Source organism: Streptomyces sp. NPDC091289, from assembly GCF_044757365.1.
Classification (GTDB): domain Bacteria; phylum Actinomycetota; class Actinomycetes; order Streptomycetales; family Streptomycetaceae; genus Streptomyces.
In genome coordinates, this window is record NZ_JBIVUT010000002.1 from 418,676 (window position 1) to 431,756 (window position 13,081).

The following is a 13,081-nucleotide window of genomic DNA, read 5'->3' on the forward strand; positions in this document are numbered from 1 at the left end:
CTCTCCGCCGCGCGTCGTGATCAGCCGAACTGCTGCTCCAGATCCTTCAGTTTCTGTTCCAGCGAGTCGAGCCGGGGGAGTGTCTGGGTGTCGTCCTCGGCAGTGAGGTCGACGGTCCGCGGGTCACTTCCCTGGTTCGCCGCGTCCAGGCTCTTCGAGCTCGAACCGTCCGCCGCCTGTTTCGGGCCGACGGCTTGCAGGGATGGCCGGGGTCGCAGAGGCAGCTGACCCGGCTCTGCTATGGCGGGCTCCGCGACGGCCGGCGCGCCGCCCGATGCGGGGGTGAGGGCGGGCACGTCCACCTGCTGCCCGCCCCGGCCGCCGCGTCCCCAGACCCGGTTCTGCCGGTTCAGGGCCTTGATGCGGGCCCGGTCCAGCTTCTCCTGGTCGCGTCGGCGCAGCCGGTCCTGCTCGCGCTCCTTGCGGTCCTCCCGCACCTCGTCCACCGCCTCGTCCAGGGTGCGGACGCCCTCCAGGAGCATCAGCGACCAGGCGCCGAAGGTCTCCCGGGGCGCCCGCAGCCAGCGGACGATCCGGATCTGCGGCAACGGACGGGGCACCAGGCCCTGTTCGCGCAGCGCGGCGCGGCGCGTCTGCTTCAGCGCCCGGTCGAAGAGCACCGCGGCCGAGAGGGACATCCCCGCGAAGAAGTGCGGGGCGCCCGCGTGGTCCATGCCCCGGGGGGCGTGCACCCAGTTGAACCAGGCGGCGGCCCCGGCGAACGTCCACACCAGCAGCCGGGAGCCGAGGGCCGCGTCTCCGTGGCTCGCCTCCCGTACGGCCAGCACGGAACAGAACATCGCGGCGCCGTCCAGTCCGAACGGGACCAGATACTCCCAGCCTCCCGTGAGGTTCAGGTTCTGCCGGCCGAAGCCGACGAGCCCGTGGAAGGAGAGCGCGGCGGCGACCGCCGCGCAGCAGAACAGCAGGACGTAACTGGCGGTGGCGTAGAGCGCTTCCTTGCGTCTGCGGCGGTCCTCGCTGCGTTCCCAGGAGTCGTCGGCCGCGGCCTTGCCGGCGGCACGCTTGCCGCGTGCGACCACCGTCACCGCCGCCATGACTCCCACGAGCAGTACGGCGCCCGGAAGCAGCCAGTCAAGCGATATGTCGGTCAGTCTCATGCGCGGTCCCTTGCGTCACGTAGGGCGTTTCGTGCGCCATCGTGACGGAATTCCCGTCCCGCTCCGGTGGTTTCGGGACAAGAGCACGCCATGGGGGTGGGAGAGGCTATCGATGGGTGGAATCTTCTCGAACGGCCGCCCGGTCGGGCCGGGTTGCGTTCGATTCCACGTCATCCGGACGGGCGGTGTGGATCAGGAAGCTGCGGCTACGGGGCAGCCCTCAGCTTCCGCACCCGGTCCGCGTCACAGGTACGCGGGCAGGTCACACAGGTGTCCTCGGGGCGCAGGGTGTAGAAGAGGCAGCAGCTCGCCCGGTCCCGGGTCGGCAGCGACTGGCCCTCGGGCCCGGTCAGCTCGCGGAAGCCCGCGGCGCCGACGTACGGCTTCGTCGTGCCGGGGAGCAGCAGCTCCAGCTCGGCCATCGCCCGGTGCTCCTCGCCCAGCAGATGGGCGATGTACCAGAGGCCCTCGACGATCTCGTCCGTCGCCATCCCCCACAGGGCCCGCTTCCCGCGCCGCATGCGCGGCCCGAAGCCCTCGAGCACCGGACCGAGGTGCTCGGTCAGGGAGGCCAGGACCTCGGCCCGCAGCGCCGCCTCGTCCGGGACGACCCGGGCCCCGGGCAGCGTGGCGGTCGGGTCGTCCGGCAGGCAGGCGAATTCCCGGACCCGCACGGTCAGGTGCCCCAGCGCCCGCTGGAAGGCCACGTCCTCGACCGGGATCCGCGGGACCCGGCGCTGCAGGAACCAGGGCACCGTCACCAGCAGACAGGCGGGCCAGGCGTACCGGTGCAGACCGAAGCTCGCCACCACGTCCGGGCGGGCCTGCTGACCGTAGTCGCGCAGCACCTGAGCGTTGTCCCAGGCCAGGAAGGTGTCCACGGCGGCGCCGCCGGCCGCCAGCTCGGCCGCGCCGACCCAGCCCGCGCCGGACGGGGCGACGGCGTCGCCGTCGAGCACGTCGGCCCGCAGACCGGGGAACACCTCGGTCAGGCGGGCGTACGCGGCGGTCACGGGGGACGTCGCGGCACCGGTGAACGGCGGGGAGAGGGTCATGCAGGGGACCACCGAATCGGGATCGTTTGCAGGTAAGGCTTACCTTACCCGACGCCATCGATGTTTGAACTGCAGCCTCCTCCATCTATCGTGCACAGGAGGTCCGGCACACGCGAGTCGGCCCGCGGCAGGCGGAGGAGGTCCGGGTGGAGCAGGGCAGCGCGCGTGAGGGCGCACGTCCGGCGTACGCCCCCGGAGCGTTCCCGCGTACTCCGGCGGAGGGCTGGATTCCGGAAGGCCGCGTGCCGGAACAGGCCCGGGGCGAGCAGGCCCGGGGCGAGCACACCCACAGTGAGCCCCCCGCACCCCGAGTCGTTCAGCGCCACTCCGTCCGCGGCCAGATCCTGGACGCCCTGCGCGCCGCCCTCGTCGACGGCGAGCTGGTGCCCGGCCAGGTGTACTCCGCCCCCGCGCTCGGCGCCCGCTTCGGGGTCTCCGCCACGCCGGTGCGCGAGGCCATGCAGCGGCTGGCCGTCGAGGGCGCCGTCGAGGTCGTGCCGAACCGCGGCTTCCGGGTCAGCGAGCGCGGGCCCCGCGAGCTGGCCGAGCTGGCCGAGGTACGGGCCCTGATCGAGGTCCCGGTGATGCTGAGCCTGGCCCGTACGGTCCCGGCGCACCGCTGGAGCGTCCTGCGCCCGCTGGCGGAGGCCACGGTCACGGCGGCGGCCGTGGGCGACCGGGCCGCCTACGCCGAGTCGGACCGCGCCTTCCACCGCGCGGTCCTCACACTGTCGGGCAACGAGCAGCTCGTGGCCGTCGCCGACGAACTGCACCGGCGCTCCCAGTGGCCGCTGGTCTCGAACCCCGCCACCCGCCGGGCCGACCTGCTCGCGGACGCCTCCGAGCACACCGCCCTGCTCGACGCCCTCATCGCCCAGGACCTGAACGTCGTCCAGGCCCTGGTCCGCGAACACTTCACCGGCGCCGAGGGCTGACGGCCTCCGGGCTCAGCTCGCCTCCGCCGTACGCGGGGCCGGGGGGCCCAGGTACGGGGCCAGCCAGGTGGGCACCCCGCCGAGGAGCCGGAACAGCCGGCCGGCCTCGGCGCGCAGCCGGGCCGCCTCCGGTTCCTCCGCCGCCTCCGCGAGGGAGATCAACGCCGGCGCCGTACCGACCAGGAACCCCAGTTCCTCCCGGATCCGCAACGACTCCGCGAAGCCGTGCCGGGCCTCGGCCGACTCCCCCTCCCGCAGGGCGAGCGCGGCCAGATGCCGCCAGGTGGACGAGAGCAGCAGCTCGTCGCCCCGGGCCGCCGCACCGGCGTGCGCCCGGCGGAACGCGGCGCGCGCCGACTCCGGCGACTCCGCGATGTTCTGGGCGATCAGCCCGCGCCGGAAGTCCAGCAGTGGCCGGGCCGGGGACGCGGGGGCCAGCAGCGCCGCCGACCGGCTGAGCGCCACGCTCGCCTCGTCGGCCCGGTCCCGTACCGCCAGGAGGGTCGAGGCGTACGCCAGATGGCCCCGCTCGGAGGCGGCCGAGCCGCGCTCGTCGTCGCTGCGGGCGATGGCCTCCGCCGTGCGCAGGGCGTCCTCGGCGTCGGTCCAGCCCTGCCCGGTGTAGAGACACCGCTCGGTCAGCAGAGCGGTGCGCTGGAGCGCCGAGGCCGGATCGGTGGTCGCGTGGTGCTCCAGCAGTGCGGCCGCGTCCGTCCAGCAGGCGCGTGACCGCAGCCGCCATACCGCGGTCTGGAGCGGCGGATCGTCATCTGCTGTCGTTCCGGAACCAGACATGGCGGTATGCGCCACATTGCCCTCCCCGAGCGCGCCATTGTGCTGTTGGGTACGGCGCATCTCAGCACGGAATGGCACGCCGGGCCAAGGGGTCCGGACAATGTCAGGTGAAAGATTTCACAATCGGCCGAAGTCCGACGGTGCCCCGCCGGACCCCGCGCGCGGCCGGAAGATCAGCTCATGCGCAGGGCGAGGAAGAAGTCGAGCTTGTCCTCCAGGCGCGAAAGGTCACGCCCCGTCAACTGCTCGATTCGTCCGACGCGGTAGCGCAGCGTGTTGACGTGGAGGTGCAGCCGGGCCGCGCAGCGGGTCCAGGAACCGTCGCAGTCCAGGAAGGCTTCCAGCGTCTCGATCAGCTCCGCCCGGTGGCGCCGGTCGTAGTCGCGCAGCGGGTCCAGCAGCCGGGCCGTGAAGGCGCGCCGGACGTCGTCGGGGACGAACGGCAGCAGCAGCACGTGCGAGGCCAGCTCGTGGTGACCGGCCGCGCAGACCCGCCCCGGACGGGCCGCGGCCACCCGGCGGGCGTGCCGGGCCTCCTCCAGCGCTCCGCGCAGCCCCTCGGCGGAATGCACGGCCGCGCTGACACCCAGTGTCAGCCGCCCGTCGTCGGCGAGCCCCGCCGAGAGCGGTTCGCGCACGGAGGCGAGCAGCGCGTCGGCGTGCAGCCCGGGGTCCGCGTCGAGGGCGTCGGCGTCCTCGACGCCCGCCCGCGCGGCGTCGCCCTCCACGCCCTCCCCGGAATCCCCGGGCTCCGGGGGCACGGTGGTGAGCGTCGGCAGCGGCACCAGGGCGATGGCCTCATCGCCCGTGTGGGCGACGGCGATCCGGTCGGCCGAGTCGGGGCCGCTGACCGCCGGGTCGACGAGGATCTCCTCCAGCAGCGCCTGGGCCACCGGCCCGCTCGCGATGTCGCCCGGGGCGGCGGTCTGGCCCGAGGCGCTCCAGTCCACCCGGGCCACCACGACCTGCCACTGCGGGGCCACGCCGAGCCCGGGCAGCAGGACCGGTGCGGCGACCCGCAGCCTGGCCGCGATCTCGGCGGGGGCGGCGCCCGCCTGGACCAGCTCCAGGACCTCCTGGGCGAGCCTGCGGCGTACCGTACGGGCCGCGTCGCGGCGGTCGCGCTCGACCGCGATCAGCTGGGTGACGCCCTGGAGCAGGTCGAGCCGGGCGGCGGGCCAGTCCGAGGCGTCCGCCTCGACCGCCAGCAGCCAGTCGGAGAGCACCGACTCCCGTACGTCACGGGCGGCCGGCACCGCGCCGCGGCCGGTGTTGCGGATCGGGAAGAGCGAATACGTCGTGCCGGCGACAGCGGCCCGGTGCGGACCCCGGCGGCCGGTCCGGGTCGCGGCCAGGTGGTGCCCGGCCAGCGCGGCGCCCAGCGGTCCGGGCAGCGGGGCGCCCGCCCCGGCGATCTGGCGGCCGGTGGGGGACAGGACCCAGGCCCGCAGGTCCAGGTCGGAGGTGAGGAGGTCCAGGACCACCTCGGGGCCGCCGCCCGCCGGGCCCGAGGTCATCAGCCGCCGGTGCCGGTCCACCACGGCCGCCAGATCGCCCGCCCGCTCGCCGGAGACCTGGCGTACGACGTACTCGGTGATCGTCGCGAAGGCCACCGTCTCGTGCACGGCGAAGAGGGGGAGGCGGTGCTGCAGGCACGCCTCGACCAGATCGGCGGGGATGGGGCCGAGCTCCGCCTCGCCGGCCGCGAGACCGGCCACCCCGGCGCCCGCCAGGATCCGGACGAACGGTTCGGAGTCCGCCGCGTCCCGGCGCCAGGCGAGGCCCGTGAGCACCAGCTCACCGCCGGAGAGGTAGCGGCTGGGATCGCGCAGGTCGGTCGTCATGACGCCGCGGACCGTGCGGTCCAGCTCGTCCTCGCCGCCGAGCAGCCGCAGGCCCAGCGCGTCGGTCTCCAGCAGTGCGCGCAGCCGCATCTCGTCGCCGCCGATCTTTCCGTAGAGGGAGGTAGGGGGAGGTAAGGGGAGTGGGTGAAAGAGGTGGTGAAGGAGGTCGTGGGGTGGGGAGCCGTGGGGTGAACGGGTATCTGTGAATTGCGGCGAGGTTACTGAATCCCGCCATTCGTTCGAATCTACAAGACGAGGACGGAGAGCAGCCAACTCCTTCAGTGTTTCGGTGACTGCACCGGCAGGGCGAGGGCTTGTGTACTGGGCCACACACCACGTGAACACCACATGAACGAGCCAGTCGAGGGCCGGCCGTCCCCAGCCCCAGCGAACGACCCGATTGAGAAGAAGAGAGCCACTCATGGACTTCCTTCGCCCCGCCAGCTGGGAGGAGGCGCTCGCCGCCAAGGCCGAGCACCCCACGGCTGTGCCCATCGCGGGCGGCACCGATGTGATGGTCGAGATCAACTTCGACCACCGGCGGCCCGAGTACCTCCTGGACCTGAACCGCATCGGTGAGCTGTCCGAGTGGGAGGTGGGCCAGGAGAGCGTGCGGCTCGGCGCCTCCGTGCCGTACAGCGCCATCATGGAACACCTGCGCACCGAGCTGCCCGGTCTGGCGCTCGCCTCGCACACCGTCGCCTCCCCGCAGATCCGCAACCGCGGCGGCGTCGGCGGCAACCTCGGCACCGCATCGCCGGCCGGTGACGCCCACCCGGCCCTGCTCGCGGCCGACTGCGAGGTCGAGGCCGAATCCGTACGCGGAACGCGGCTGATTCCTATCGACGCTTTCTACACAGGGGTCAAGCGCAACGCCCTGGCGCCGGACGAGCTGATCCGCGCCGTGCACATCAGGAAGGCCGACGGACCGCAGCAGTACTCCAAGGTCGGCACCCGCAACGCCATGGTCATCGCGGTCTGCGCGTTCGGTATCGCGCTGCACCCCGAGACCCGCACCGTGCGCACCGGCATCGGCTCCGCCGCCCCGACCCCGGTCCGGGCCAAGGAGGCCGAGGAGTTCCTGAACGCCGCGCTCGAAGAGGGCGGGTTCTGGGAGAACGGCAAGATCATCACCCCCGCGATCGCCAAGCAGTTCGCCGCCCTCGCGTCAGGCGCCTGCAACCCGATCGACGACGTACGCGGCACGGCGAAGTACCGCAGGCACGCGGTCGGCATCATGGCCCGCCGCACGCTCGGCTGGACCTGGGAGCAGTACCGCGGCGCGGGCCGCACGCTGGAAGGAGCTGCGTAACCATGCGAGTCAATTTCACGGTCAACGGCCGTCCGCAGGAAGCCGACGACGTGTGGGAGGGCGAGTCCCTCCTGTACGTCCTGCGTGAGCGCATGGGCCTGCCCGGCTCCAAGAACGCCTGCGAGCAGGGCGAGTGCGGTTCCTGCACGGTCCGCCTGGACGGCGTCCCGGTCTGTTCCTGTCTCGTCGCCGCCGGCCAGGTCGAGGGCCGCGAGGTCGTCACCGTCGAGGGCCTGGCCGACTACGCCAAGCACCGCGAGGACGCCCACCCCGGCGGCGGCTGCGCCACCGGCGCCTGCGGCACCACGCTGGACGCCGCCAAGCGCTGGCAGTCCAAGCCCACCGACGGCCAGACCGGCGAGGCCGTCCAGCTCTCCCCGATCCAGCAGGCGTTCATCGACGCCGGCGCCGTCCAGTGCGGCTTCTGCACCCCCGGTCTGCTGGTCGCGGCCGACGAGCTGCTGGAGAACACCCCCTCGCCGTCCGACCAGGACATCCGCGAGGCGCTCTCCGGCAACCTGTGCCGCTGCACCGGTTACGAGAAGATCCTCGACGCGGTCCGCCTCGCGGCCGCCCGTCAGGAAGAGGCGGTCCAGTCATGACGACCACCCCGAAGGCACAGAACGTACCGGCCGGCACACCCACCAAGATCACCCAGGGTTCGCCCACCAAGGGCGGCATCGGCGAGTCCACGCTCCGCCCCGACGGCACCCTCAAGGTCACCGGGGAGTTCGCGTACTCCTCCGACATGTGGCACGAGGACATGCTGTGGGGCCAGACGCTGCGCTCCACCGTCGCGCACGCCGAGATCGTCTCCATCGACACCTCCGAGGCGCTCGCCACCTCCGGCGTCTACGCGGTGCTGACCTACGACGACCTGCCCGCCGAGATGAAGAACTACGGCCTGGAGATCCAGGACACCCCGGTTCTCGCGAACGGCAAGGTCCGCCACCACGGTGAGCCGGTCGCCATCGTGGCCGCCGACCACCCGGAGACCGCGCGCCGCGCCGCCGCCAAGATCAAGATCGAGTACCGCGAGCTGCCGCTCATCACCGACGAGGCCTCGGCGACCGCCCCGGACGCCGTGCTCGTGCACGAGGGCCGCGACGACCACCACATCGGTCACGTCCCGCACCCCAACATCGTGCACCGCCAGCCGATCATCCGCGGCGACGCCGACGAGGCCGCCAAGCGCGCCGACGTCATCGTCAAGGGCGAGTACACCTTCGGCATGCAGGACCAGGCCTTCCTCGGCCCCGAGTCCGGCCTCGCGGTGCCCTCCGAGGACGGCGGCGTCGAGCTGTACGTCGCCACCCAGTGGCTGCACTCGGACCTCGGCCAGATCGCCCCCGTCCTCGGCCTGCCCGAGGAGAAGGTCCGCATGACGCTCTCCGGCGTCGGCGGGGCCTTCGGCGGCCGCGAGGACATCTCCATGCAGATCCACGCCTGCCTGCTGGCGCTCCGCACCGGCAAGCCCGTCAAGATCGTCTACAACCGGTTCGAGTCCTTCTTCGGACACGTCCACCGGCACCCGGCGAAGCTCTACTACGAGCACGGCGCCACCAAGGACGGCAAGCTCACGCACATGAAGTGCAAGATCGTCCTGGACGGCGGCGCCTACGCCTCCGCCTCCCCGGCGGTCGTCGGCAACGCCTCCTCGCTCTCGGTCGGCCCGTACGTCATCGAGGACGTCGACATCGAGGCGGTCGCCCTCTACACCAACAACCCGCCCTGCGGTGCGATGCGCGGCTTCGGCGCGGTCCAGGCGTGCTTCGCCTACGAGGCGCAGATGGACAAGCTCGCCGCGAAGCTCGACATGGACCCGGTGGAGTTCCGGCAGCTCAACGCCATGGAGCAGGGCACCCTGCTGCCGACCGGCCAGCCCTGCGACTCGCCGGCCCCGGTCGCCGAGCTGCTGCGCCGGGTCAAGTCCCGGCCGCTGCCGCCCGAGCAGCAGTGGCTGGCGGCGGGCAGCGAGGGCACCTCCATCGACGTCCGGGCGCTGCCCGGCGGGCTCTCCAACACCACCCACGGCGAAGGCGTCGTGCGGGGTGTCGGCTACGCGGTCGGCCTGAAGAACGTCGGCTTCTCCGAGGGCTTCGACGACTACTCCACCGCCCGCGTGCGGATGGAGGTCATCAACGGCGAGCCGGTCGCGACCGTGCACACCGCGATGGCCGAGGTCGGCCAGGGCGGCGTCACCGTCCACGCCCAGATCGCCCGTACCGAACTCGGTGTCAACCAGGTCACCATCCACCCCGCCGACACCCGCGTCGGCTCCGCCGGATCCACCTCGGCCTCCCGTCAGACGTACGTCACCGGCGGCGCGGTCAAGAACTCCTGCGAAGCCGTCCGGGAGAAGGTCCTGGAGCTCGGCCGCACCAAGTTCGGCACCTACCACCCGGCCTGGGCGACCGCCGAACTCCTCCTGGAGGGCGGCAAGGTCGTCACCGACGGCGGCGAGGTGCTCGCCGATGTGGCCGACGTCCTGGAGGACGAGGCGATCGACATCGAGCTGGAGTGGCGCCACCGGCCCACCGAGGCGTTCGACCTGCGTACCGGACAGGGCAACGGTCACGTCCAGTACTCCTTCGCCGCGCACCGCGCGGTCGTCGAGGTCGACACCGAGCTCGGCCTGGTCAAGGTCATCGAACTGGCCTGTGCCCAGGACGTCGGCAAGGCGCTCAACCCGCTCTCCGTCCTCGGCCAGATCCAGGGCGGCACCCTCCAGGGCATGGGCGTCGCGGTGATGGAGGAGATCATCGTCGACCCGAAGACCGCGAAGGTACGCAACCCGTCCTTCACGGACTATCTGCTCCCCACCATCCTCGACACGCCGACGATCCCGGTCGACGTGCTCGAACTCGCCGATGAGAACGCCCCGTACGGGCTGCGCGGCATCGGCGAGGCCCCCACCCTGTCGTCCACCCCGGCCGTCCTCGCGGCGATCCGGAACGCGACGGGTCTGGAGCTCAACAGGACACCGGTGCGGCCCGAACACCTCACCAGCACCTGAGGGCCTGCCGGGTGACCTCCCACCCGTCGTCACCCGGCAGCCTTCGAGCGGTCCCCCCCCCGAACTCTCCGGGCGGTGTGCTGAGCCGAGAACGTCACACTTTTCCGCACCCCGCACCGCCCGGAGGCCCAAGTACCGCACCGCTCGCGGTTCTTCGCCGTGCCGACAGCACGGCAGCGCCTCACGGATCATCCGTGCCGCCGGCACATCCGTTCTGCCTCAACAGTCCGTCCCGGCCGTCCCCGGGTCGTGCAGCCGACGCAGTCATCCCAAATCCCGCATTCAGGAATCTCCACGCGGGTGCCCCTGTGAACCTTGGGAGTCAGGCATCATGACCCAGCAGTCAGTGGAACCGAAGACCAGTCCGGAAGGTGCGGGCCCCGGCTCGCGCGTCCCCGCCGGAAGATCATGGCTCGACCGTTACTTCCATATATCCGAACGAGGTTCCTCGGTCGCGCGCGAGGTGCGCGGCGGCGTCACGACCTTCATGGCCATGGCGTACATCCTCCTGCTCAACCCGATCATCCTCGGCGGGGAGGATGTCAACGGCAACCTCCTCAGCCAGCCCGGCCTCATCACCGCCACCGCCTTCGCGGCGGCCGCGACGACCCTGCTCATGGGGTTCGTCGGCAAGGTGCCCCTGGCGCTCGCCGCCGGACTCAGCGTCTCCGGTGTGCTCGCCTCGCAGGTCGCGCCCAACATGACCTGGCCGCAGGCCATGGGCATGTGTGTGATCTACGGTGTGGTGATCTGTCTCCTGGTGGTCACCGGCCTCCGCGAGATGATCATGAACGCGATCCCGCTCGCGCTCAAGCACGGCATCACCATGGGCATCGGGCTCTTCATCGCCTTCATCGGCCTCTTCAAGGCCGGATTCGTGCACCAGGGCGAGGCGACCCCGGTCTCCCTCGGCCCGGCCGGTGAACTGGCCGGCTGGCCCGTCCTGATCTTCTGCGTGACCCTGCTCCTCATCTTCATGCTCCAGGCGCGCAACATCCCCGGCGCGATCCTGATCGGCATCGTCGTCGGCACCCTGGTCGCCATCGTCATCAACGCGATCGTCGACATCGACCCCAAGACATGGAGCCCCAGCGGCCCGCCGGAGCTGGAGGGCAGTGCGGTCTCCATGCCCGACTTCTCGCTCTTCGGGAACGTCGAGTTCGGCGGCTGGGGCGACGTCGGTGTGATGACGGTCGGCATGATCGTCTTCACCCTGGTGCTGGCCGGCTTCTTCGACGCGATGGCCACCATCATCGGCGTCGGCACCGAGGCCAAGCTCGCCGACGACAAGGGCCGCATGCCGGGCCTGTCCAAGGCCCTGTTCATCGACGGCGCCGGCGGTGTCATCGGCGGTGTCGCCTCGGGCTCCGGCCAGACGGTCTTCGTCGAATCGGCCACCGGCGTCGGCGAAGGGGCCCGGACCGGGTTCGCCTCCGTCATCACCGGCCTCTTCTTCGCCGCCTGCCTCTTCTTCACCCCGCTCACCGCGATCGTGCCGACCGAGGTGGCCTCCGCCGCCCTCGTCGTCATCGGCGCGATGATGATGCAGAACGCCCGGCACGTGGACTGGGGCGACCGCTCGGTCGCCATCCCGGTCTTCCTGACCGTGGTCCTGATGCCCTTCACGTACACCATCACCACCGGTGTCGCCGCGGGTGTCATCGCGTACAGCGCCATCAAGCTCGCCCAGGGCCGGGCCCGCGAGGTCGGGGCCTTCATGTGGGGGCTGACGGTGATCTTCATCGTCTTCTTCGCCCTCAACCCGATCGAGAGCTGGCTGGGCGTCCACTGACGCGCCGAGCCCTCCCCTTCCGCTTAAGGAGATACGCCATGCTGGACATCGCCGAAGAGCTGCACCGGTGGGTCTCGCAGGGACGCGAGTTCGCCGTGGCCACCGTGGTGGCCGTCGGCGGCAGCGCGCCCCGGCAGCCCGGCGCCGCCCTCGCCGTCGACCTCGACGGCACGGCCATCGGGTCGGTCTCCGGCGGATGCGTGGAGGGCGCGGTCTACGAACTGTGCCAACAAGCCCTTGCGGACGGGAAGTCCGTCCGTGAGCGCTTCGGCTACAGCGACGAGGACGCCTTCGCGGTCGGCCTGACCTGCGGCGGCATCATCGACATCCTGGTGACACCGGTACGGGCGGACGATCCCGCCCGCCCGGTGTTCGCCGCAGCGCTCGCGGCCGCCGCGGAGGGGACGGCGGCCGCGCTGGCACGGATCACGGACGGACCCGAGGAACTGCTCGGACTCCCGCTCCTGGTCCGGGCCGACGGCAGTTACGAGGGCGGGCTCGGCGGCCACCCGGCGCTCGACCGGACCGCCGCCGCCGAGACCCGTGCCCTGCTGGACGCGGGCCGCACCGAGCCGCTCACCATCGGCGCGGAGGGCTCGCGCTGCGGCCGGCCCATCGAGCTCCTGGTCGAGTCCAGCGTCCCGCCGCCCCGCATGATCGTGTTCGGCGCGATCGACTTCGCCGCCGCCCTGGTCCGGGCCGGGAAGTTCCTCGGCTACCGGGTCGCCGTCTGCGACGCCCGACCGGTCTTCGCCACCGCGGCCCGCTTCCCCGAGGCCGACGAGATCGTCGTCGACTGGCCCCACCGCTACCTCGCCGGGACCACCACCGACGCCCGCACGGTGCTCTGCGTCCTCACCCACGACGCCAAGTTCGACGTACCGCTCCTCGAGGCCGCCCTGCGCCTCCCGGTCGCCTACGTCGGCGCGATGGGATCGCGCCGCACCCACCTGCAGCGCAACGAGCGCCTCCGCGAGGTCGGACTCACCGACCGTGAACTGGCCCGGCTGCACTCGCCGATCGGCCTCGACCTCGGCGCCCGTACGCCGGAGGAGACGGCCCTGTCCATCGCCGCCGAGATCGTCGCGGTCCGGCGCGGCGGCAGCGGCGTACCGCTCACCGGGGCGCACACCCCCATCCACCACGACAGCAGCGGACAGCCGCTCGCCTCGGTGGCCTGAGCCGGTCCCAGGCGGTCCGAGGTGGCCTGA

General features: G+C 72.1%; 10 protein-coding genes. 6 read left to right on the top strand and 4 right to left on the bottom strand.

The window, feature by feature from the left end; genetic code table 11:
* Window positions 1–20: 20 nt before the first annotated feature.
* Together ACIQPT_RS03920 and ACIQPT_RS03925 are read right to left on the bottom strand one after the other, a co-directional pair.
* Entirely contained in the window at window positions 21–1,121 is a 1,101-nt protein-coding gene (locus tag ACIQPT_RS03920; protein ID WP_401152433.1) for a DUF2637 domain-containing protein, read from the bottom strand.
* 206 nt (window positions 1,122–1,327) lie between these two features.
* Window positions 1,328–2,176, bottom strand: a complete 849-nt coding sequence (locus ACIQPT_RS03925; protein ID WP_401152435.1) for a (2Fe-2S)-binding protein — start codon at window positions 2,174–2,176, stop codon at window positions 1,328–1,330.
* A gap of 146 nt (window positions 2,177–2,322) precedes the next feature.
* Here ACIQPT_RS03925 and ACIQPT_RS03930 point away from each other — a divergent pair, with 146 nt between their 5' ends.
* Window positions 2,323–3,111 (top strand): GntR family transcriptional regulator, encoded by a 789-nt coding sequence (locus tag ACIQPT_RS03930; RefSeq protein ID WP_401152438.1) that lies wholly within the window; start codon window positions 2,323–2,325, stop codon window positions 3,109–3,111.
* Window positions 3,112–3,123: 12 nt separating this feature from the next.
* On the opposite strand, the gene ACIQPT_RS03935 is transcribed toward ACIQPT_RS03930, so the two are convergent.
* Together ACIQPT_RS03935 and ACIQPT_RS03940 are read right to left on the bottom strand one after the other, a co-directional pair.
* Window positions 3,124–3,906, bottom strand: a complete 783-nt coding sequence (locus ACIQPT_RS03935; RefSeq protein WP_401152441.1) for a hypothetical protein — start codon at window positions 3,904–3,906, stop codon at window positions 3,124–3,126.
* Between the two features lie 173 nt (window positions 3,907–4,079).
* Entirely contained in the window at window positions 4,080–5,840 is a 1,761-nt protein-coding gene (locus ACIQPT_RS03940) for a PucR family transcriptional regulator (protein ID WP_401152443.1), read from the bottom strand.
* 331 nt (window positions 5,841–6,171) lie between these two features.
* Here ACIQPT_RS03940 and ACIQPT_RS03945 point away from each other — a divergent pair, with 331 nt between their 5' ends.
* From ACIQPT_RS03945 to ACIQPT_RS03965, 5 genes are all read left to right on the top strand, one after another.
* Window positions 6,172–7,062 carry an FAD binding domain-containing protein gene (locus ACIQPT_RS03945; protein ID WP_401152444.1) on the top strand — a complete coding sequence of 297 codons (891 nt, stop codon included), beginning with the start codon at window positions 6,172–6,174 and terminating at the stop codon, window positions 7,060–7,062.
* Between the two features lie 2 nt (window positions 7,063–7,064).
* Window positions 7,065–7,664 carry a (2Fe-2S)-binding protein gene (locus ACIQPT_RS03950; RefSeq protein WP_401152447.1) on the top strand — a complete coding sequence of 200 codons (600 nt, stop codon included), beginning with the start codon at window positions 7,065–7,067 and terminating at the stop codon, window positions 7,662–7,664.
* Entirely contained in the window at window positions 7,661–10,078 is a 2,418-nt protein-coding gene (locus ACIQPT_RS03955) for a xanthine dehydrogenase family protein molybdopterin-binding subunit (protein ID WP_401152449.1), read from the top strand. The genes ACIQPT_RS03950 and ACIQPT_RS03955 overlap by 4 nt, the downstream gene beginning before the upstream one ends.
* A gap of 331 nt (window positions 10,079–10,409) precedes the next feature.
* Window positions 10,410–11,870: an NCS2 family permease gene (locus ACIQPT_RS03960; protein WP_401152452.1), complete on the top strand. Its 1,461-nt coding sequence runs from the start codon at window positions 10,410–10,412 to the stop codon at window positions 11,868–11,870.
* A gap of 38 nt (window positions 11,871–11,908) precedes the next feature.
* Window positions 11,909–13,051, top strand: a complete 1,143-nt coding sequence (locus ACIQPT_RS03965) for an XdhC family protein (RefSeq protein ID WP_401152454.1) — start codon at window positions 11,909–11,911, stop codon at window positions 13,049–13,051.
* The last annotated feature ends 30 nt before the right edge of the window (window positions 13,052–13,081 follow it).

What these genes read in the sequence shown, in the direction of transcription:
- ACIQPT_RS03920 (WP_401152433.1), bottom strand. Translation starts at nt 1,121, where the DNA reads ATGAGACTGACCGACATATCGCTTGACTGGCTGCTTCCGGGCGCCGTA.
- ACIQPT_RS03925 (WP_401152435.1), bottom strand. Translation starts at nt 2,176, where the DNA reads ATGACCCTCTCCCCGCCGTTCACCGGTGCCGCGACGTCCCCCGTGACC.
- ACIQPT_RS03935 (WP_401152441.1), bottom strand. Translation starts at nt 3,906, where the DNA reads ATGTCTGGTTCCGGAACGACAGCAGATGACGATCCGCCGCTCCAGACC.
- ACIQPT_RS03940 (WP_401152443.1), bottom strand. Translation starts at nt 5,840, where the DNA reads ATGCGGCTGCGCGCACTGCTGGAGACCGACGCGCTGGGCCTGCGGCTG.
- ACIQPT_RS03945 (WP_401152444.1), top strand. Translation starts at nt 6,172, where the DNA reads ATGGACTTCCTTCGCCCCGCCAGCTGGGAGGAGGCGCTCGCCGCCAAG.
- ACIQPT_RS03950 (WP_401152447.1), top strand. Translation starts at nt 7,065, where the DNA reads ATGCGAGTCAATTTCACGGTCAACGGCCGTCCGCAGGAAGCCGACGAC.
- ACIQPT_RS03955 (WP_401152449.1), top strand. Translation starts at nt 7,661, where the DNA reads ATGACGACCACCCCGAAGGCACAGAACGTACCGGCCGGCACACCCACC.
- ACIQPT_RS03960 (WP_401152452.1), top strand. Translation starts at nt 10,410, where the DNA reads ATGACCCAGCAGTCAGTGGAACCGAAGACCAGTCCGGAAGGTGCGGGC.
- ACIQPT_RS03965 (WP_401152454.1), top strand. Translation starts at nt 11,909, where the DNA reads ATGCTGGACATCGCCGAAGAGCTGCACCGGTGGGTCTCGCAGGGACGC.